Raw genomic sequence first — 18,652 nt, 5'->3', positions numbered from 1 at the left:
TGAGGTATGCCGCCTCGCGGCCGGTCGGTGCGCAGGCAACCACGCGGCGCGGCCGGTGGGTCCGGGGGCAACCACGCGCCGCGGCCGGTCGGTGTGGGAGGGGCGTCGGGTCGGCGGCCCCCTCGTCAATCCCGGGTGGCGGCAGCTCAGCCGATTAGGACGCCGCGTCGATCAGCAGCTGCCGGGTCTTCTCGTGCCGGTCCAGCACCGCCATGACGGGACGACGGAGGTGCCGGTAGGAGACCTCCTCGATAGCGTCGTCGAGGACCTCCTCCGTGTGCGCCCGCCGCCGCTGGGCCCCGACGCGGGCCGCCACCTTCCCGACGAGGGCCAGGAGGAGCCCGGCGAGGAGCCCGCCGACGAGGAGGGCGAGCGGGACGGGCACGGGCCCCCAGAAGGGGGCGTCCACCAGGACCTGCAGCCAGCCGAGGACGGCCAGGGTGGCCAGCCACAGCAGGCCGACCCCGGCGACCACGGCGAGCACGATCTGCAGCACGCCCAGGACGGACCACCAGAAGGGCCGACGGTCCCGCAGCGAGATCCCCACGATGGCCTGGTCGAGCGCGTCGGCGAGGTTGTCCTCCCGTGGGCTGGCCGCCTCCAGCACGGCCTCGGACCACCGCGGCGGCAGGTCGCGGCCGGCGTGCTCCCCCAGCTGACGGGTGGCCAGCTGGACGTTGGCCCGGGCGGCCGGGGTGGGGGCGGGGAGGGAGGAGCGCCCGAGAACCGCGCGGACGTCCGAGGGGGCGATGCCCGTCGGCCCGGGGGTGTCGTCGCCCAGCCGGAGCCGCCGGAGCGGATCGGGCCGCAGGCCGGAGAGCCAGCGGGTCAACGGCCAACCCGTCTGGGCCGCTGCCTGCCGCAGGTAGTGCCGCTGCACGGCGTCGAGGACGACGGGGACGCCCGAGGCGACCTTCAGCGCCTGGTGGAGCTGGCCGTGGGCGTCGTCGTCGAAGGCCGGCGTACTCTCCCCGACCCCCTCCGCCACGGTCTCCGCGCTGGTGCGCACGTCGCCGACGAGGCGGGCCTCGACGGCGTTCCGGGCCGCGACGACCTCTCCGATCCGGGCCCGCAGCTCCTCGACACCGGTGCCCAGCCGAGCCGAGGTCGCCAGGACCTCGTGGTCCCCCGCGCCGTCCTCGCGCACGAGGCGGCGCAGGTCCTCACGGATCTGGTCCACGCCACCCTCCTGCCGGATCCGGTCGACCTGGTTGAGGACGAGCAGCATGACGGTCTCGTGGTGGCGCAGCGGCCGGAGGTACTCGTCGTGGATGCGGGCATCGGCGTACTTCTGCGGGTCGACGACCCAGACGAAGACGTCGGCGCGCTCCAGGATGCGGTCTGCCTCCACCCGGTGCCGCACCTCGCGGGAGTCGAAGTCGGGCAGGTCCACGAGGACCAGGCCGTCCAGGCCGACGTTGTCCGCCGTGGCCGTGACGTGGTGCCGGTTCGCGATGCCCAGCCAGTCGAGGAGCTCGGAGGCGTCCTCCTCCCCCCACACCGCGGCACCGGCCTCCGCGGTGGTGGGCCGTCGGGGGCTGATCGCCGACACGTCCTCCCCCACGAGGGCGTTGAACAGGCTCGACTTGCCCGAGCCCGTGGCACCGGCGAGCGCCACCACGGTGCGGCTGCCCTTGATCGCCCACCGTTCCTGGACCCGTTGCACGACCCCCCGCGCCTGCGCGGCCGCCGAGGGGTCGAGCTGCTCGCCACCCACGTCGAGGGCCGACGCGAGCTTCCCCGCGCGGTCGGTGAGCGGCAGACCGGCCGTCTCGTGGCCGCGGCCCCTGCGCAGCTTCATCGGGTGGCCTCCACCTGCGCGCGCGCCTCGTCCACCTCGCGGATCGCCTGCTCGGGCACCGCCACCTCCTCCAGGGCGCGGTCGTAGCGCGACCGCTCCTGCTCGTAGAGCGTCTCGACCCTGGTCAGGAGGGTCTGCCTGGCCTTCCGAGCCATGTCCCGCACCGCCTGGTCACCGAAGACGGCCTCCAGCAGCCGCTGCGCGAGCACCGCGGACCCACCGGCGATGGCGATCTCGCTGCCCGTCAGCCCGGCCGTCATGCTGAAGACCACGATCATGAGCAGCACGGCCAGGCCGTTGACGCCGAAGGCGAGGTAGCGGGCGGTCGTCCGTCGGCTGCCGGCCTCCTCCTTGACCATCTCGAGGATGTCGCGCTGCCAGTCACGGATGAGCCGCTCGACGTCCTCGACGAAGCCGGGGGTGGCCTTGGCCAGCTCGGGGTGCGCCTCGACGAGGGGAGCGCCGCCGGGCGCCTGCTTCCATGCCCGGGCGGCGGTGCTGGCCGCGACCTGCCCGTGGGAGGCGATGAGGGCCGCGGCTCCGGACTGGAGCGCGTCCCCCAGGGGCTCGGAGGAGATCTCCCGGCCGGTGAACCACGAGGAGACCCGGTCGCGCACGCGCCCGATGCCGGCCTCGATCGACCGGAGGAACTCACCGGTGCCGATGAGCTCCTGCCAGCGGGCCAGCACCTCCCCGCGCAGCAGCGACCCGTCCTGGACCCCGTCCGAGACGGAGGCGAGGGCGTCGGCATACGCGTCCCGGGGTGCCTCCTGCAGCCGGTGGAGGGCGGCCAGCTGCTCCCGGCCGACCTCGGTCAGGGCTCCGGCCCGCTGCCCGAGGGAGCCGAGGGTGCCCGAGAGGGTACGCCGGATGACCACGGAGCGGGCCCGGGCGTCGCTGGCCAGCGAGGTCAGCCACCCCCGGAGCCGCTCGATGTTCCGGTCCGGGATGAGCCCGTCCTGCAGGTCGACCTCGGGCACGGTGAAGATGGGAGCCTTGCCGAGGTCCTGGTCGCGCAGCATGCCGGCGAGGTGCACGCGCACCTGCTCCATCGCCTCCGGTGGCACGCGGTTGAGGACGATTGCCACCGACGTGCCCCGCTCCGAGGCCTCCCGCAGCAGGTCCCACGGGACGGCGTCGGCGTAGCGGGCCGCCGTGGTGACGAAGAGCCACAGGTCCGCGGCGGACAGCAACTGCTTGGACAGCTGGCGGTTGGCCTGCACGACGGAGTCGATGTCCGGGGCGTCCAGCAGCGCCAGGCCCGCGGGGAGCGCGTCGGAGGTGACGAGGCGCACCGACCCCGGGTCGTCGCCGGCGGTATCCGCCCCGGCGACCCGCGCCAGCTCGGGCAGGACCCGCTTGTCCGTGAACCAGCGGGTGTCGCTCTCGTGGTGGACCAGGACCGACGCCCGGGTGGTGGGCCGGATGAGGCCGGGCCGGGTGACCTCCGCGCCCACGACCGAGTTGACGAGGGTCGACTTCCCCGCACCCGTGGACCCCCCGACGACCGTCAGCAGGGGTGCGTCGAGAGAACGCAGCCGGGGCAGCACGTAGTCGTCCAGCTGCTGGACCAGCTCTCGCCGGGCGGTGCGCGCCTCGGCGGCTCCGTCCAGCTCGAGCGGCAGCTGGAGCGCACCCGCACCGGCGTGGAGCCGCTCGACGGCGGACAGCAGCGCAGCAGGGTCGGCGGAGGTGACGGTCACGCTCGACAGTCTCCCCCGGGCGGAGGCTGAGGCCAAAGCGAACCGCCGGGTGCGTGGGCTACTGCCGGGTCGAGTCCGCGTGGGCCAGCAGGATCCGCGACTCGGTGAGGAAGCGGTCGGCGTGCTCGCCGAACCAGGCGCCGACCTCGCCGAAGCGGCGCACGAAACCCTCCCGGTCCCCTTCGCGCAGCAGCGCGATCACCTCGCCGTACCGCTCGTGGTAGCGCTCCACCAGCTCGACCGCGTCGGAGGACCCCGTGATGATGTCGAAGTAGAGCTCCGGGTCCTGGGCGAACAGGCGGCCCACCATGACCAGCTCCAACCGGTAGATCGGCGAGGACAGCGCCAGCAGGGTGTCCAGGTCACGGTCCTCGTGGGCCAGGTGCCACCCGTAGGCGAAGGTCGAGAAGTGCCGCAGGGCCTGGATGAGGCCCATGGCGTGGTCGTGCTCGTCGGCCTCGACGGCGTGCATGCGGGCACCCCACAGCCGGATCTGCTCCAGCAGCCAGCCGCTGCGCTCGGGGAAACGGCCGGGGACGTAGGCGACGACCTGCTTGGCGAAGCTGTCGACGTCCGGACCGAACATGGGGTGCAGTCCGAGCACCGGGCCGGGGTGGGCCTCGAGCATGGCCGCCATGGCGGCCCGCTTGGTCGAGGTGAGGTCCACCAGCAGGCAGTCCTCCGGCAGCGGCGGCAGGCCGCTGATCACCCCGACCGTGTCGTGGATCGGCACCGACACCAGCACCATCCCCGCGTCCGCGACGGCCTCCGCGACCTGCTCGGGGGTGTCCGCCCGCTCGACCACGCGCACGGCATACCCCGACAGGGTGAGCATCCGACCGAAGAGGCGACCCATCCGGCCCCCTCCCCCGACGATGACGACCGGCCCCAGGTCGGGAGCCTGCCGGGTGAAGCCCATGTTCTTCTCGTGGGTGTAGGACTCGCGCATGAGACGGCGCAGGACGTCCTCCACCAGGTCCGGCGACAGGCCGCGCTCCCCAGCCATCGCTCGCTTGGCCTCGATCATCGACCGCTCACGGTCCGGGGCGTAGATCGGCAGCCCGTGGCGGCCCTTGACCTCCCCGACCTCGGCGACGAGCTCCAGCCGCCGGGCCAGGAGGTCCAGGAGCTGCCCGTCCACCTCGTCGATCTGGGCGCGCAGCGCGGCCAGGGGTCCCTCGGGGCCGCCCGAGGGCTCCGCGCTCGCTCCGGTCATGGTCACCGATCCTAGTTGCACCGCTCACCTAGACTCTGACCGCCGGCCCCCGTAGCTCAATGGATAGAGCATCGGCCTTCTAATCCGACGGTTGCAGGTTCGAGTCCTGCCGGGGGCGCCATCGAAACGCTGCTTGACCGCAACGAGGTGCCTTGCCGACGGAGAGGACGTTCCCTGGACGGTGGGATCAAGTGCAGACGTCCACCCGTCTCGATCCCCGTTGAGCATGCTCAGTGCCATCCACACCTTGATCTACTCCAGTGACCCCGCGGCGACGCGGAAATTCTTCAAGGAGGTGCTGCGGTGGCCGTGCGTCACCGAGGGTCAGACTGACGAGCCAGACGAGTGGCTGATCTTCAGGACCGGGCCGAGCGAGTTGGGGGTTCACCCCACGCGTGGGCCAGCGGGTGAGACGTGGGCACCAGAGGGTCATCAACAGATCGCGTTGATGTGTGACGACCTCCTCAGCACGATGGAGGAATTGGCACTACTCGGTGCCCACTTCGACGGAGCCCGAGAACATGGGCTTCGGACTGGGCATCCACCTGCCGTCCCGGCCGCGGGGAAGATCCTCCTCTACGAGCCGAAGCATCCCATCGCCTTCGGCCTGTGACTGCTGGGGGACCCGGAACAGGGGCACAGCGCGTTCGCCGCTCGCGGCTGCTGGCGCACGGAGCAGAAGGGCTTCTGCTGGACGGCGTTGCCGAGGCGGCGGCAGTCCGTCGGTGAGCACGGTCGTAGACTCCGGCGGGTGAGCGATCCGCAGCCGTACCCCACGATGGAGGACGTCATCGGGGGCACCCCGCTGGTGCGTCTGCAGCGCCTTCCGGGGCCGGACAACGAACGCAGCGGCAACGTGCTGCTCGCCAAGCTCGAGGGCAACAACCCGGCCGGCTCCGTGAAGGACCGGCCGGCGATCAGCATGATCCGGGGCGCCGAGGAGCGAGGGGAGATCTCCCCCGGCGACACCCTGCTGGAGGCGACGTCAGGCAACACGGGGATCGGCCTGGCGATGGCGGCGGCCATCAGCGGCTACCCGCTCATCGTCGTGATGCCGGAGAACGCCTCCACCGAGCGGATCCGGACGATGAGGGCGTATGGAGCCGAGCTGGTCCTCACCTCTGCTGAGGGCGGGATGGAGGAGGCCCGCGACGTCGTGACGAGGATGGAGCGCGAGGGAAGAGGGCGGGTCCTGGACCAGTTTGGCAACCCGGACAACCCCCGCGCCCACGAGCGCGGCACGGGCCCCGAGCTGTGGCGCCAGACCGACGGACGGATCACGCACTTCGTCTCCGCGATGGGCACCACCGGCACGATCACCGGGGTCTCACGCTTCCTGAAGTCGCGCAACCCCGGTGTCCAGATCGTCGGGGCACAGCCCGCGGAAGGCGCGAAGATCCCCGGCATCCGGGCCTGGCCACCGGAGTACGTGCCGACGATCTTCGACCCGTCTGCGGTGGACCGGACCGTGCAGGTCACCCAGCCCGACGCCGAGGAGACAGCCCGCCGGCTGGCCCGCGAGGAGGGCATCTTCGGCGGTGTCTCCGCCGGTGGCGCGTGCTGGACCGCCCTCCAGGTGGCCCAAGGTCTCGAGGGGGCGACGATCGTCTTCGTCGTCTGCGACCGCGGCGACCGCTACCTCTCCAGCGGCGTGTTCCCCGCCTGAGCAGGCTCCGAGCCGCCCGCCGGCGAGGAGGGCGGCTCACAGGCCGGGGACGAACACCTTCCGGTGGGCGGTGATCGTCCCCAGCAGCCGCTGCTCGCGGCGGAGCCACTCCGGCTCTGGACCGCCGTGCGCGAGGTGCTTGCGCACCATCGCCAGCTCCCCGCTCTCGTCCTGGAAGGCCCGCATCGCGCGCTCCGCGGCGCGGCCCCCGACCGACCTGGCCCAGGCCCGGGCCCGGCGCCGCTCCCCCGGGTCGGCGAGCATCGCCACCTCGGCCGGGGTGTACCAGCCGTTCAGCCCGTACCCGGTGAGGGTGTCGCGCAGGATGCGAGACTCCCGGCGACGGCTCCACCGCAGCAGCAGGAGGAAGCCGACGAACAGCGGGATCTGCACGACGACGAAGAGGACCAGGAAGCCCTCCCCACCGGCGACCGCGCTGTAGTTCCACAAGGCGTGCAGGAAGACCGCGGCGGCGAACCCCAGGACGACGATCCACGCCGAGCTCCAGCGCCGGCGGTGCGCCACCAGGCCGAGCGCCAGGCCGATGCAGATCGTGAACATGGGGTGGGCGAACGGGCTCACCAGGCACCGCATGATGAAGATCCCGATGAGACCCGGGGTGCCGGACTCGACATACATCGTCCCGAGGTAGAGGACGTTCTCGAGGAAGGCGAAGCCGGCCGCCACGATGCCGGCGTAGACGATGCCGTCGGTGACGCCGTTGAACTCCCGGCGGGCGAGCCAGAAGATGAGCAGGACGCCCAGCCCCTTGGTCGCCTCCTCGGTCAGCGGTGCGACGACGACCGCCCCCAGCACCATGGGATCGACGTGCAGCCCGGCGAAGAAGGCGACCCCCAGCTCGTTGAGCACCAGGGCACCGAGGGTGGAGATGAGCGCCCCCCACAGGAAGGCGAACCAGAGCAGGCGGGCCGGCTCGGCCTCGAGGCGGTCCACCCACAGGAAGAGGGGTATGACGATCCCCAGGGCGAGCGCGGAGCTCGCCAGGGCGAGGGCCGCCGCCCGTGGCCCGACCGCGTCGGTGACGAGCAGTGCCATCACCAGCCCGGCCAGGCCGAAGACGACGATGACGGCGCTCCAGGCCAGCAACCCGCGGAGCACCGGACGCCGGGTAGCGTTGGCCGGGACGGGGGCCTGGGGCTGGAAGGTCATCACCTGGTGCCAGTCGCCGGAGGGGTCGACGGGCGTCACCGACGGCGGCGGTGTGGGCGGTGCGGGCATGGTCGCGAGGGTATCGCGCGAGTCGAGTGCCTAGGCTGGGGTCCGTGACTGGTGAGCGGATCGTGTGGATCGACTGCGAGATGACGGGCCTGGACCTGGAGGCGGACGCCCTGGTGGAGGTGGCCTGCCTGGTCACCGACTCCGAGCTGAACGTCCTCGGCGAGGGTGTCGACCTGGTCATCCGGCCTCCGCAGGAAGCGCTGGACCAGATGGGTGAGTTCGTCACCGCCATGCACACAGAGTCCGGCCTCCTGCCGCTGCTCGCGGGCGGCATCAGCCTGGAGGAGGCGCAGACCCAGGTGATGGCCTACGTGCGCGAGCACGTGCCCACCGAGCGCAAGGCCCCCCTCGGCGGCAACACCGTCAGCACCGACCGGGCCTTCCTCGCCCGGGACATGCCCGAGCTGGACACCCACCTGCACTACCGGATCGTCGACGTGTCCTCGGTCAAGGAGCTCGCCCGGCGGTGGTACCCCCGTGCCTACTTCGCCGCGCCGAAGAAGACCGGCGGTCACCGCGCCCTCGGGGACATCCGGGACAGCATCGCCGAGCTGCGCTACTACCGCGAGGCGATCTTCAAGGACGCCCCCGGTCTGGACAGCGCCAGCCTGCGGGAGATCGCGGCGCGGCACACCTCGACCTGAGCCCGGCGGTTCGGAGCATCGGCCCCGAGCAGGTACGATGGTCCGCGTCGCCGACCGCCCCTTGGGGTGGACGGCGTTCATGGTGGGTGTAGCTCAGCAGGTAGAGCGCCGCGTTGTGGTCGCGGATGTCGCGGGTTCAAGTCCCGTCACTCACCCGTAGTGCGTTGACGTGATGTGCGTCACCGCAGGTGAGGCCCCGGATTCCGCGTCATGGCGCGGAATCCGGGGTCTTTCGCGTTGAGCAGGTGTGAGCAGGTGTAGGCGCGTGACAGCAGTATTTCTGTCACACTGCTGTCACAGCTTCGAGCCGGAGCACCACACGGAACCCCCTCATGCCTGGAGGAACTCATGTCCGCGCCCTCGAAGCTGCCTCGGGGCATCTCGCTCTACCGAGGCCGCTACCGGGTTCGCATGAATCACGAGGGGCGAACTGTTCCCCTCGGCATGTTCGACACCCTTATGGACGCCCGGGCAGCGCTGAGCATAGCCAGGGCCGACGCCGCACGCGGGATCTTCGTCCCGCCCGCTCAGCACCGGGCCGCCCGCAAGGCTGAGGCCGAACAAGCCGTCGCCGAGGGCATGACGCTGCGGGAGTGGTCCGAGAAGTGGCTGGCCGCGCTGGAGGCCAATCCCGACAGGTCTAAGGGCACGATCGTCGCGTACCGGTCCGTGCTCAAGAACCACGTCCTCCCCCAGCTCGGGGACGTGCGGCTCATCGACCTGACCACCGATCTCGTGGCCGAACACCTGGCCGCGCTGGCCCGCCTGCCGAGCAAGCGGCACGCGGGTGCCCGCAGGAACGGCATCGCCCCTAACAGCGCGATCGTGCTCCGGTCTTGCATCAACGCTGCCGTGAAAGCACGCGCCGGCGGCCTCCAGACGTTCTCGTTCCCGGAAGTACCCAAGCATCGCCGCGTCCGGCCCGAAGATGCGCAGGGCGACGTGGCGACGCCTGACGAGGTGCGGGCATTGACCGAGGCCATGCCTGAGCATCTGCGCATCGCGGTTCCACTGGCCGCGTGGTGCGCGTTGCGGATGGGTGAGGTGCTCGGCCTCCAACGTCGCGACCTCGAGCACCTCGAGGACCCCGACCGGGCCACCCTGCATGTCCGCCGACAGTGGAACAGCCAGGCGGGGGCCCTGACCCCACCCAAGGCGGACAGCGCACGAAGCATCGCCATACCTGCTGCGCTGCTACCGGACCTGGCCCACCACCTCGACACCTTCACCGGTCCCCAGGCCGCAGACCCCGTCGTCTGCGGTCCGAGAGGCACACGGGTCAGTCAGTCCACGCTCGACCGGCACTGGCGAGAGGCCAGGGACAAGGCCGGGCGGCCAGGTTTCCACTTCCACAGCCTGCGGCACACCGGACTCAGTGCGTACGCGGTCCAGGGGGCGACTCTGGCAGAGCTGCTGTACAGAGGCGGCCACACAGATGTCACGGTCGCCCTCCGATACCAGCACGCGAGCGCCGCTCGGGACAGGGCACTGACCAAGCGGCTGAGCCAGCAGATTGCCCTCTAGCCGCGCCGGTTGACCGCCGGGATACGCGTCAGCAACTTGTCGACGTCGTCAGGGTCGACCCGGATGATGCGGGACCCGCTGCGGTATGCCGGCAACCGGCCGTCTGCAATCCTTCGCCGAAGCGTGTAGGTGCTCAGCCCGGTCCGCTCGGCGGCTTGGGTGACCACCACCGCCGCGGCCTGGGACGCCGGGTACGCCTGGCTTGCCGTGCTCGTCCTCGTCAACACCGTCGTCAGCCTCTTCTACTACCTGCGCTGGATCGCGCCCCTCTACGCCCGCCCCGAAACACCGGAGCAGCACCAGGACGACGCCGGCACACCCGGCCACTGGTCGCGCACCACCGCGATCGCGACCGCAGCCCTGAGTCTCCTTCTCGGCATCGGGTCCGGAGCCCTCTGGGCCTCCTTCTCCCCGTGAGCCTCCCCCTGCGCACCTCGAGTCCGGCAGCCGTGAAACCGGACGGTGCGAGGCCGACGGCTCGACGAGCAGATCCCACGGCCCCCTCGCCCCGCACGGGCCGGTTCCGGTCGCGACCTCCTAGCCCCGGGCCTACCGTCGGACGTGGCCGGCTCCCAGGCCGGCCCTGCACCAGATCCAGACACCGGCACCGACGCCGGACACGACGCAAGGGAGCAACACGATGACCCACCACGTGACCACGATGCTGCAGACCTACCCCAAGGACCTGGGGTCGGTCGACCAGCAGAAGCTCGCCGAGTGCATCGAGGCGTGCTTCGAGTGCGCCCAGACCTGCACCGCGTGCGCGGACGCCTGCCTGGCCGAGGACATGGTGGCCGACCTGGTCACCTGCATCCGCAAGAACCTCGACTGCGCCGACGTGTGCGCCGCCACCGGCAACGTCCTGTCACGGCAGACCGGGAACACCGTGGAGACGACCCGGGCCGCGCTGGAGGCCTGCCGCACCGCCTGCACGGTATGCGGCGAGGAGTGCGAGCAGCACGCCCAGATGCACGAGCACTGCCGGGTCTGCGCCGAGGCCTGCCGCCGCTGCGAGCAGGCGTGCGCCGACCTGCTCACCACCCTGAGCTGAACAGGGCTACGGGCGATCGTGCCGGCGCGCCGGGGCCCGCTCCCGTGGGGGTTGCTCCCACGGGAGCGGTACGGACTCAGGCGCGCGGTTCCTGGCCATGGTCGGCCGCGTAGGCGGCGAACACCTTCTCGGGGTCGCCCCCGGTGTGCAAGAAGTTGTCGTCGAGCTCCGAGCTGAGCTCCTCGATGGCCAGTGACAGCTGACGCCCGCTGCGTCGCACCACCGTCTGCGACGAGGCCAGGGCAACGTCGCGCAGCTGAAGCGCGTAGGGCAGCTGACGTGCCAGGGCGAAGTCGGGCTCGCGTTCCTGGAAGTAGAAGCCCTCACTGTGCTGGGCGAAGTCGATGCGCACCTTAAGCATTTCGGCTGCGAGAGTGTCGAGCACCCGGCTCAGCACCGCCGGGTCCTCCGCGTCCACGCTCTGCGCCCAGTCGCTGTCGGCCAGGCCCTTGAGCTCCAGGGCAAGGGAGCGGCGACGGGAGAGGGGCGGGTAGATCTGGGTGAACCACGTCAGGGCGGCGGTGAGCAGGGCGAACCCGGTGAGGGCCTGCAGGGGTGCAGCCGTCCGGATCCACAGGTCGGTCGCCACCATGTCCCCGTAGCCCAGGGTGGACAGCGTGACCGCCGAGAGGTACACGGCCTCCAGGACGTCCGGGTAGTCCGAGGGATCCACCCCGGAGGAGTACATGAACCCCTCGGGGACGTGCGGCAGATAAATCAATGCCCACCCGAGCAGCTGCAGCAGCACCCACAGCAGGATGACCACGACCATCGCCAGGGGCCCCACGGTCGAGCCCAGGCGGTGCCCGGTCGCCCTGGAGATCCGCCACGCCCCGACCAGCACCAAGCGGCTCAGACGCCCCTGCCCGGTCGGGTGCAGCAGGGTGTGGAACATGTCGTGGAGACCGATCACGATCACCACGATCCCGGCGACGGTCGCCACCACCTCCATCACCAGGCGCCTCCCCCGGTGGTAGGCCCCCCGGTCTGTCGTCGGCAGGGGCGGAGGAAGGGCACATCCCCTGTCCCGCGGGAGCTGAACCTCACGGGTTGGTCCCGAGCTCCGGTACCGGCCGCTGCTCGGCCTCCTCGGTGGTGGTGACCGCGCCGTTCTGCTCGATGTCCTCCACGAGCCACTTCATCTCGGCGATCTCCGTGCGCTGGGCCTCGATGATCTCGTCGGCCAGCTCGCGCACGCGCACATCGTCGATGTCAGCACGCTCGCTGGTGAGGATGGCGATCGAGTGGTGCGGGATCATCCCGTTCATGTACGCCTGGTCCTCCACGAAGGTCTGCGAGCGGGAGAGCCACAGCGCGGTCAGGCCCAGGACGAGCGCGCCGGCGATGATCGCCAGGTTGACCGTGACGTTCTTGTACATCATCCCCCACATGAAGGCGAGCATGATGATGGCCATGGCCGAGCCCATCAGCAGGGCCATGTAGACCCGCTCCTCGCTGAACGTCATGTGCCCCCAGGTCCAGGCGTTGGTGTAGGTCAGCAGGAACATCGTCACCGTCGAGGTGGTGATCATCGCGGCGAAGATCAGGTACATCTTCCGCTCGTGCTTCCTGTGCTGCTGGTGATCCTGCTCGGACTGCCCGGAGGACTCGTGCTGGTCGTGCTGCTCGTGCGGGCTGGACATCATCGGTTCCTTCCTGATCGGTCAGGGGTGGTTCGGTCAGGGTGTGCGGTCAGGGGGGGACGGCGCGAGGGCAGGGTGGCAGGTGGTCTCAGCCGTCCGGCTCGTTGAGGCGTCGGCGCCGTTCCTGGTAGTCCTGCTCGTCGATCTCCCCACGGGCATACCTCTCGTCGAGGATCCGCCGCGCCGCGGACCTGCCGCCGGACGTGCTCGCCTCGTCGGCCTCGTGCGCGGGTGGCTGCGGGTGTGGCTGGTCGACCGGCCCGCGCGTGCGGGCCCGGTCGCCGCCGGAGCGGACCAGCAGCGCCACGAGGGCGACGACGGCGATGATGACCAGGAGCCACACGAGCCACATCCAGCCCATGCCCATACCCATGCCCCATCCGTTGCCGTACATGATTTCTCCTTCCGGTGGTGGTCGGGTCAGCTGTCGATCGGTGGGATCACTCGACGAGGATCGTCCCCATCATGCCGAGGTCCTCGTGGTCGAGGATGTGGCAGTGGTACACGGTCCGCCCGCCGAAGTCGGCGAACCTGATCCGCACGGTCACGCTGCCCTCGGCGGGGACGTTCACCACGTCCAGCCACAGCGGGTCCTGGGGGCGGCGTCCGTCCACGTCCATGACCTGCATCGGCCACACGTGCAGGTGGAACGGGTGGTCCAGGGGACCGACGTTGCCGATCGTCCACTCCTCCACGGTGCCCAGCCGCACCTGCTGGTCGACGCGGTCGACGTCGAAGGACCGCCCGTCGATGGTGAAGTCCATCATCTTGCCGCCTCCACCGCCGCCCATCATCCCGCCCATGGACATCTCCATGGTCAGCTCCCGTCGCCGGTCGACGCGGGCCTCGCGCAGGTCCGCCAGCGGTCCGTCGGGACCAGGAGCCCCACCGGCGGTGCCGTCGCCGGAGCCACCGGCGCTCGACCCGCCTCCCCGCCCGACCTCCAGCCGCGCCAGGACCCGCTCGGCGTCCTCCGGGCCGACGTCGTCGCCCATCATCCCGCCCATCATCTGACCGCGGTCCACGGGCACGGCGACCAGCTCGCTCCCGCCCTCGGCCAGGTCGACCAGCAGGTCCAGCCGGTTGCCGGGGGCCAGCACCACCTGGTCCAGGTCGACCGGCCGGGCAAGGCGGCCCACGTCACGGCCAAGGACCTGCACGTCGGTGCCCTCACCCGCCAGACGCAGCGACAGGTAGCGCGAGGAGCAGGCGTTGACGACCCGCCAGCGCTCCCGCTCACCCGCCCGGCCGCGCAGCAGGGGCTCGACCTGGCCGTCGACCAGGACCAGCTCGCCCTCGCGGCCCATCATCCGCTCCGGCATCGAGGGAGCTTCGACGGACCCGTCCCCGGTCAGGGTGATGTCCGAGACGACCAGGACTCGCTCGCGGTCGAGGGCCGGAGGATCGTCCTCCTCCACGACGATGGCCCCGTAGAGCCCGGCGAACAGCTGGTCGGCCACGGTGCCGTGATGGTGCGGGTGGTACCAGTAGACGCCCGGCGGATGGTCCTCGGGCAGCCGGTACTCGTACTGGCGGCTCTCCCCGGGCCCGATCTCGAGGAAGACGTTGTCACCGTTCCCCTCGGGGGTGACGTGCAGCCCGTGCACGTGCAGGTTGGTGACGTGGTCCAGCTGATTCTCCAGCGCGATCCGCAGCAGGTCCCCGGGCCGCAGCCGCAGCGTCGGGCCCGGCACGCCCCCGTTGTAACCCATCGTCCTGGCCGACCGTCCGGCGACCTCGTGCGTGCCGAACCGGGCCTGGAGCTGCACCTCGAGCCGCCCGTCGCTGCTGCTGAGCACCTCGGGCTCAACGAGCTCGTCGTCCCCGCCTTCGTCGCCCCGACCCCCGAAGGCCCCGTCGGCGTCGGGGGCGGACAGCTCGCGCCACAAACCCGTCCCACCGACGAGCGTCCCCGCCAGTCCCACGCCACCCATCGTCAGCGCGGTGCGACGGCTGACCGGCCTCACGACCCGTCCTCGCCCCGGGCCAGCACGCCCCGCCGGTGCTCGTACTCCTGCGTGCTCAGCACCCCGGCCGAGTAACGCTCGTCCAGGACCTGCTGCGCCCGCGGCCAGCTGGAAGGAGCCCGCAGGTCCGCGCCGCCGAACCGTCTGCCAGGCCACCGAGCAGCACCCGCACCACCGTGTACCCCAACAGCACCAGACCCACGACCAGCAGCATGAGCCAGATCCAGGTCACCGGGTCAGGCTCCGCCGTCGCCGAAGTGCTCCACAATGCATGTCAGGTCCTTTCACAGGTCCTCCAGCATCTGTTCCATCACATCGATCTCGGCCTCCTGGTCGGCCACCACCTGCTGCGCCAGCTCCTGAGCCTGCGGGTCCTGTCCCTCGGTCAGAGCCCCCTCGGCCATCAGGATGGCTCCACGGTGGTGCTCGATCATCAGCTCCAGGAACCGGCGGTCGAACTCCTGCCCGGAGTGCGACTCCAGCTCGGCCATCGCTTCCTGCTGGGTCATCCCCTCCATCTGCATCGTCGTGCCCATGTCTCCGTGGCCCATGTCGGCCATGTCGTCCTCGGGCATGGAAGGCTCACCCCATGCCTGCAGCCAGGTGTGCATAAGCTCGATCTCGGGGTCCTGAGCCGCCTCGATCTGCCCGGCCAGGTCCTGCACCTGAGGAGTGATGGCGCGTTCCTGGGCCAGCTGGGCCATCTCGACGGCGCCCTCGTGGTGCACGATCATCTGCTGGGCGAACTGGGTGTCCATCGAGTTGTGCGAGGTCTGCGCCGCCGTCGCTCCTGCCGGATCTTCTGCGGTGGTGCCCTCGAGATCCCTCGTCGGGCTCGAGGTCGTGGGGCTCGCCGGCGGTTCGGACACCGGCTCGGTGCTGGTGCTGCAGGCACCGAGCGCCAGGGTCAGCGCGAGGGCGGCGGTCAGGACTGGTCGCGGTGCTGAGAAGGTCACGAGGGGGTCCACCCTGCACCGCTCACCTGCCGAAGAGCATCAGGTTCGATGGAGATTCGATGGAGATCCCAGGGTCGGGACAAGCGCGAGGCGCGCCTCATCCTCCGTGCCTTGCCCGCGCCTCCGCGCATGCCGACGCCCCTCAGTGATGCTCCTCGTGGTCGGCCGGCTTCGTCACCGACGGCGAGGGGGCGGAGGGTGTCTGCTCCAATGATCCGATGTTGCCGATCCTTGGACCGATGACGAAAGCCGACAGCGCGAAGAGAGCAGTGAAGACCGCGACCCCGGTCGCGGGTGCCCAGCGGCTGTGGAACCTCAACCGCAGCCGTCGAAGGAGCGGGATGCTCAACAGCAGGCCAACGAGGAAGAGGACCCCGTTGCCGAACGCTCCGGTCAGGAGGGCGGCTCCGGCGACCAGACCGACGTGGTGCAGGAGGTGAGGCAGGATCCCCAGTGCGACACCGAAGCCCGCACGGATCGTGGCCCAGAGGTTGCGACGTCCGCCATGGGGTTGCACCGACAGGGAGGCCGCTGGTGCTGACATGGCACCAGTGTGCGGGACACACACGGTGTCGGTATGGCGCTTCTGTGGCGTTTGCCTGGAGAATCCGGCCATTCGAGCGTCCGGGGTGCCGGGCCTGCACCGCCCCGGGTGAGGGCGGTGCAGGGTGCGCGGGCAGGGTCAGGGCATCATCGGGTGCGTGTGGGGCTCCCAGCCCGACTTGCCCTGGTGCATACCTGGATTGTGCGAGCCGTCGAACCCCATGTCGCCCTTGGCGTGCATCTGCACGTGCTGGCCGAATGCGGAATTGTCGCCGTCCGCCTGGGCGGGTCCGGCGAGGAGCAGCCCGGGGACGGCCAGTGCGGAGACAGCCATGAGCTTGACGAGCTTGTGCATCGGTTCCCTTTCCATGAATGGGTGGCAGACGATCCGCCGCCACCACCCGATCGTGACATCCCCGGCGGTGTTAGGTGGGCCGTGGACAGGTTTCTCCATCAAACCTTCGTGATCGGGTTCAAGGACGCTTTCCGCGTCCCCGTCCGGCCCCGCCCAGGGTGATGGTCGACGCGCCGCGGGAAGCTCCGGTCGCCGTCCGGCCGCTGCACGAGGAGCTACGGTCAGCCACGAATGCAGCCGACTGCCTATCTCGGACTTCCCACTCGTCTGGCAGCCGTAGGCGGTGCCGGCGCCGGTAGCGGTGCTGTGACTTTGTGGAGGTCGGTTGGAGGCACCTGCGGACCGCACATCAATTCTCCATGGGATCGCCGCAGATCCGCTGCCTCGGCACGTGAGGCTGGTCCGTGTCCAGCCTGAGGCGCAGAGAGGAACACGCGTGACGACCACCAGTACATCCCGACCCGTGCAGATCGAGGTCGTGGACAGCCCTGGATGCCACTCGTGCGACGAGACGCACCGCGTGCTGGCCGCGCTCGAGGAGGACGGGTACCTCATCGAGGTCAGGTCCTTCGACGCGCGCACCCCGCAGGGGCAGGACCTCATGCAGGAGCACCGGGCCGGGCTCACCCCGCTGGTGCTCGTCGACGGGGCCTTCTTCAGCCAGGGCGGGGTCTCGCGCCGCGAGCTGATCACCCTGCTGGAGAGCTGAGATGGGCGAGCTGCTCACCACCGGCTCGGTGCTGGCCGCGTTCCTGGCAGGAGGGGTGGCCCTGTTCGCCCCCTGCTGCATCGTGTTCCTGGCCCCCAGCTACCTCGCCGCGGCCGTCAAGAACCGGCGGTGGCGGCTGCTGCCCCTCACCTTCCTGTTCGCAGCCGGCCTGGGCCTGGTCATGGTGCCGATCACCCTGGGTATCGGCCTGGTCGCCTCCGCGGTCGCGAACTACCACACCCCGCTGTACTACGCCGGCGGCGCGCTCATGCTGGCACTCGCCGCAATCAGCATCTCCGGGCGCATGCTCACCCTCCCCGCATCACTGCGCGCCCCCGACACCCGAAGTGGCGACGGGCTCAGCTTCTTCAGCCTCGGCGTGTTCTCCGGCATCGCCAGCAGCTGCTGCGCCCCCGTCCTGGCCGGGGTCATGACCCTCTCGGCTCTCTCCGGATCCGCAGTCGGAGGTTTCGCCCTCGGTCTTGCCTACACCTTCGGGATGGTCTTCCCCCTGTTCGTCATGGCCCTGTTCTGGGACCGCTTCCGCCTGGGGGAGCGACGCTTCCTACAGGCACGCCCCGTCCGGCTGCAGCTCGGCGGCCGGGTCCTGTTCACCAACTCGATCAACATCGTGGTGGCGGCCACCTTCACCGCGATGGGCGTCTTCGTGATCTACCTCGCCGGCACCGGGACGATGACCAGCGGCCCGCAGTTCCAGGTCGAGATCGGCCAGGGTCTCGCCGGTCTGTTCGACCGCTTCGAGCAGTGGGTCTCCCCGCTGCCGGAGCCCCTGCTGGGCATGGGCGTGATGGTGCTGGCGGCCGTCTTCGTCGTCGCCACCCTGCGAGACCGCCGCCGCCCCCAGGGTCCCCCCGGTCCCGACGACCACACCACCGGATTCGGCGCCGCCGCCGACACCTGCCACCACGCGCCGGCGCTGCGTACCGGTGCCGTCCCCGACGACGCAGAGCACCGCTGAGGAGAAGACATGTCCACCCGAGCAGCCCGCGAGTCCCGTCTCGCCAGGATCGAGGCGCAGGAGCAAGAGGCCGAGAAGCGCCGACGACGCCGCAGGTTCACCGTCGTCAGCGTCGCGCTCCTGGCACTGGGTCACCGTGGTCTCGGCCATGCTGCTGACCTCACGCCCAGCCTCCGACGCCCAGACCCGCCCGGCGCCCACCTTCGCCCTGACCGACACCGACGGCCAGGTGGTCAGCCTGGAGCAGTTCCGCGGGAGCAACGTTCTCCTCTACTTCAACGAGGGGGCAGGTTGCCAGTCCTGCCTGGTTCAGATGGCCGAGATCGAGAAGGACGAGGACCTGTTCGCGGACCTGGACCTCACCGTCCTGCCCATCGTCATGAACACCCGCGACCAGATCACCCGCGACATGCAGCGCAACGGGGTGCGCACACCGTTCCTCCTCGACGACGGCACCGTGTCCGACGCCTACGGCACCCTGGGCAAGGGCATGCACGCCGGCCTGCCCGGCCACAGCTTCGTCCTCATCGACCGTGACGGCCAGCAGCGCTGGTACGGGGAGTACCCCTCCATGTGGCTGTCACCGACCGACCTGCTCGTGCAGGTCCAGGAGCACCTGCCCGCCTGACCCAGGGAATGGCTGTGCAAAGTCCATC

Annotated in this window: 21 protein-coding genes and 2 tRNA genes; 11 read left to right on the top strand and 12 right to left on the bottom strand. The window is 70.6% G+C overall.

All coding sequences use genetic code 11. The features are described 5' to 3' along the window. Positions 1-154: 154 nt before the first annotated feature. Genes E3Z34_RS04145 through tyrA form a run of 3 tightly spaced genes read right to left on the bottom strand, consistent with a single transcriptional unit; the run spans position 155 to position 4,720 of the window. A complete protein-coding gene (locus E3Z34_RS04145; RefSeq protein ID WP_134772581.1) occupies positions 155-1,801 on the bottom strand; it encodes a YfjP family GTPase in 1,647 nt (548 codons plus the stop codon). Beyond that, positions 1,798-3,504 (bottom strand): dynamin family protein, encoded by a 1,707-nt coding sequence (locus E3Z34_RS04140; RefSeq protein WP_202977017.1) that lies wholly within the window; start codon positions 3,502-3,504, stop codon positions 1,798-1,800. The genes E3Z34_RS04145 and E3Z34_RS04140 overlap by 4 nt, the downstream gene beginning before the upstream one ends. Before the next feature lie 58 nt (positions 3,505-3,562). After that, complete coding sequence (gene tyrA / locus E3Z34_RS04135; protein ID WP_134772580.1) at positions 3,563-4,720, bottom strand: bifunctional chorismate mutase/prephenate dehydrogenase; 1,158 nt, start codon at positions 4,718-4,720, stop codon at positions 3,563-3,565. A 45-nt stretch (positions 4,721-4,765) separates the two neighbouring features. On the opposite strand from tyrA, the gene E3Z34_RS04130 reads away from it, so the two are divergent. The 3 genes from E3Z34_RS04130 to cysM all read left to right on the top strand — a co-directional run bounded on the left by E3Z34_RS04130 (position 4,766) and on the right by cysM (position 6,386). Further along, a tRNA-Arg gene (locus E3Z34_RS04130) sits at positions 4,766-4,841 on the top strand. A gap of 105 nt (positions 4,842-4,946) precedes the next feature. Then, positions 4,947-5,333: a VOC family protein gene (locus tag E3Z34_RS19670; RefSeq protein WP_134772579.1), complete on the top strand. Its 387-nt coding sequence runs from the start codon at positions 4,947-4,949 to the stop codon at positions 5,331-5,333. Positions 5,334-5,471: 138 nt separating this feature from the next. Beyond that, a complete protein-coding gene (gene cysM / locus E3Z34_RS04120; protein ID WP_238695342.1) occupies positions 5,472-6,386 on the top strand; it encodes a cysteine synthase CysM in 915 nt (304 codons plus the stop codon). A 36-nt stretch (positions 6,387-6,422) separates the two neighbouring features. Here the strand turns inward: cysM and E3Z34_RS04115 are convergent, their stop codons facing one another. Further along, positions 6,423-7,625, bottom strand: coding sequence for a PrsW family intramembrane metalloprotease (locus E3Z34_RS04115; protein ID WP_134772578.1), 1,203 nt, complete (start codon positions 7,623-7,625; stop codon positions 6,423-6,425). Between the two features lie 80 nt (positions 7,626-7,705). Between E3Z34_RS04115 and orn the strand changes: the two genes are divergently transcribed. The 3 genes from orn to E3Z34_RS04100 all read left to right on the top strand — a co-directional run bounded on the left by orn (position 7,706) and on the right by E3Z34_RS04100 (position 9,793). Then, positions 7,706-8,269 (top strand): oligoribonuclease, encoded by a 564-nt coding sequence (gene orn, locus E3Z34_RS04110; protein ID WP_238695447.1) that lies wholly within the window; start codon positions 7,706-7,708, stop codon positions 8,267-8,269. Between the two features lie 82 nt (positions 8,270-8,351). After that, positions 8,352-8,424, top strand: a tRNA-His gene (locus E3Z34_RS04105). Positions 8,425-8,680: 256 nt separating this feature from the next. Continuing rightward, on the top strand, positions 8,681-9,793 hold the full coding sequence (locus E3Z34_RS04100; RefSeq protein ID WP_158288594.1) for a tyrosine-type recombinase/integrase: 1,113 nt from the start codon (positions 8,681-8,683) through the stop codon (positions 9,791-9,793). Here E3Z34_RS04100 and E3Z34_RS04095 read toward each other — a convergent pair. After that, entirely contained in the window at positions 9,790-9,960 is a 171-nt protein-coding gene (locus E3Z34_RS04095) for an excisionase family DNA-binding protein (protein ID WP_238695446.1), read from the bottom strand. The genes E3Z34_RS04100 and E3Z34_RS04095 overlap by 4 nt on opposite strands. Here E3Z34_RS04095 and E3Z34_RS04090 point away from each other — a divergent pair. Both E3Z34_RS04090 and E3Z34_RS04085 read left to right on the top strand, forming a co-directional pair. Continuing rightward, on the top strand, positions 9,953-10,210 hold the full coding sequence (locus tag E3Z34_RS04090) for a hypothetical protein (RefSeq protein WP_134772574.1): 258 nt from the start codon (positions 9,953-9,955) through the stop codon (positions 10,208-10,210). The two genes, E3Z34_RS04095 and E3Z34_RS04090, sit on opposite strands and share 8 nt — an antisense overlap. Before the next feature lie 223 nt (positions 10,211-10,433). Continuing rightward, complete coding sequence (locus E3Z34_RS04085; RefSeq protein WP_134772573.1) at positions 10,434-10,844, top strand: four-helix bundle copper-binding protein; 411 nt, start codon at positions 10,434-10,436, stop codon at positions 10,842-10,844. Positions 10,845-10,920: 76 nt separating this feature from the next. Here the strand turns inward: E3Z34_RS04085 and E3Z34_RS04080 are convergent, their stop codons facing one another. The 7 genes from E3Z34_RS04080 to E3Z34_RS04050 all read right to left on the bottom strand — a co-directional run bounded on the left by E3Z34_RS04080 (position 10,921) and on the right by E3Z34_RS04050 (position 16,308). Beyond that, a complete protein-coding gene (locus tag E3Z34_RS04080) occupies positions 10,921-11,796 on the bottom strand; it encodes a potassium channel family protein (protein ID WP_134774733.1) in 876 nt (291 codons plus the stop codon). 91 nt (positions 11,797-11,887) lie between these two features. Next, the gene (locus E3Z34_RS04075; protein WP_238695341.1) at positions 11,888-12,490 is read right to left on the bottom strand and encodes a DUF305 domain-containing protein; all 603 of its coding nucleotides are present in this window, start codon (positions 12,488-12,490) and stop codon (positions 11,888-11,890) included. Between the two features lie 85 nt (positions 12,491-12,575). Continuing rightward, positions 12,576-12,881, bottom strand: coding sequence for an SHOCT domain-containing protein (locus E3Z34_RS04070; protein ID WP_134772572.1), 306 nt, complete (start codon positions 12,879-12,881; stop codon positions 12,576-12,578). A gap of 46 nt (positions 12,882-12,927) precedes the next feature. Continuing rightward, positions 12,928-14,454 carry a multicopper oxidase family protein gene (locus E3Z34_RS04065; RefSeq protein ID WP_134772571.1) on the bottom strand — a complete coding sequence of 509 codons (1,527 nt, stop codon included), beginning with the start codon at positions 14,452-14,454 and terminating at the stop codon, positions 12,928-12,930. Between the two features lie 284 nt (positions 14,455-14,738). After that, a complete protein-coding gene (locus E3Z34_RS04060) occupies positions 14,739-15,410 on the bottom strand; it encodes a DUF305 domain-containing protein (RefSeq protein WP_134772570.1) in 672 nt (223 codons plus the stop codon). A 142-nt stretch (positions 15,411-15,552) separates the two neighbouring features. After that, positions 15,553-15,954 carry a hypothetical protein gene (locus tag E3Z34_RS04055; RefSeq protein WP_238695340.1) on the bottom strand — a complete coding sequence of 134 codons (402 nt, stop codon included), beginning with the start codon at positions 15,952-15,954 and terminating at the stop codon, positions 15,553-15,555. 138 nt (positions 15,955-16,092) lie between these two features. Next, the gene (locus E3Z34_RS04050; protein WP_134772568.1) at positions 16,093-16,308 is read right to left on the bottom strand and encodes a hypothetical protein; all 216 of its coding nucleotides are present in this window, start codon (positions 16,306-16,308) and stop codon (positions 16,093-16,095) included. 436 nt (positions 16,309-16,744) lie between these two features. Between E3Z34_RS04050 and E3Z34_RS04045 the strand changes: the two genes are divergently transcribed. The 3 genes from E3Z34_RS04045 to E3Z34_RS04035 all read left to right on the top strand — a co-directional run bounded on the left by E3Z34_RS04045 (position 16,745) and on the right by E3Z34_RS04035 (position 18,624). Continuing rightward, positions 16,745-17,017, top strand: a complete 273-nt coding sequence (locus tag E3Z34_RS04045; protein WP_158288593.1) for a thioredoxin family protein — start codon at positions 16,745-16,747, stop codon at positions 17,015-17,017. A gap of 1 nt (position 17,018) precedes the next feature. Next, positions 17,019-17,996 (top strand): cytochrome c biogenesis CcdA family protein, encoded by a 978-nt coding sequence (locus E3Z34_RS04040; protein ID WP_134772566.1) that lies wholly within the window; start codon positions 17,019-17,021, stop codon positions 17,994-17,996. A gap of 148 nt (positions 17,997-18,144) precedes the next feature. Then, positions 18,145-18,624, top strand: coding sequence for a peroxiredoxin family protein (locus E3Z34_RS04035; protein ID WP_134772565.1), 480 nt, complete (start codon positions 18,145-18,147; stop codon positions 18,622-18,624). The last annotated feature ends 28 nt before the right edge of the window (positions 18,625-18,652 follow it).

The sequence above is a fragment of the Ornithinimicrobium flavum genome, from assembly GCF_004526345.1.
In the GTDB taxonomy this organism is placed as follows: Bacteria; Actinomycetota; Actinomycetes; order Actinomycetales; family Dermatophilaceae; genus Ornithinicoccus; species Ornithinicoccus flavus.
The sequence above is the reverse complement of the archived record's forward strand: the minus strand, read 5'-3'. Positions and strand labels throughout refer to the sequence as shown.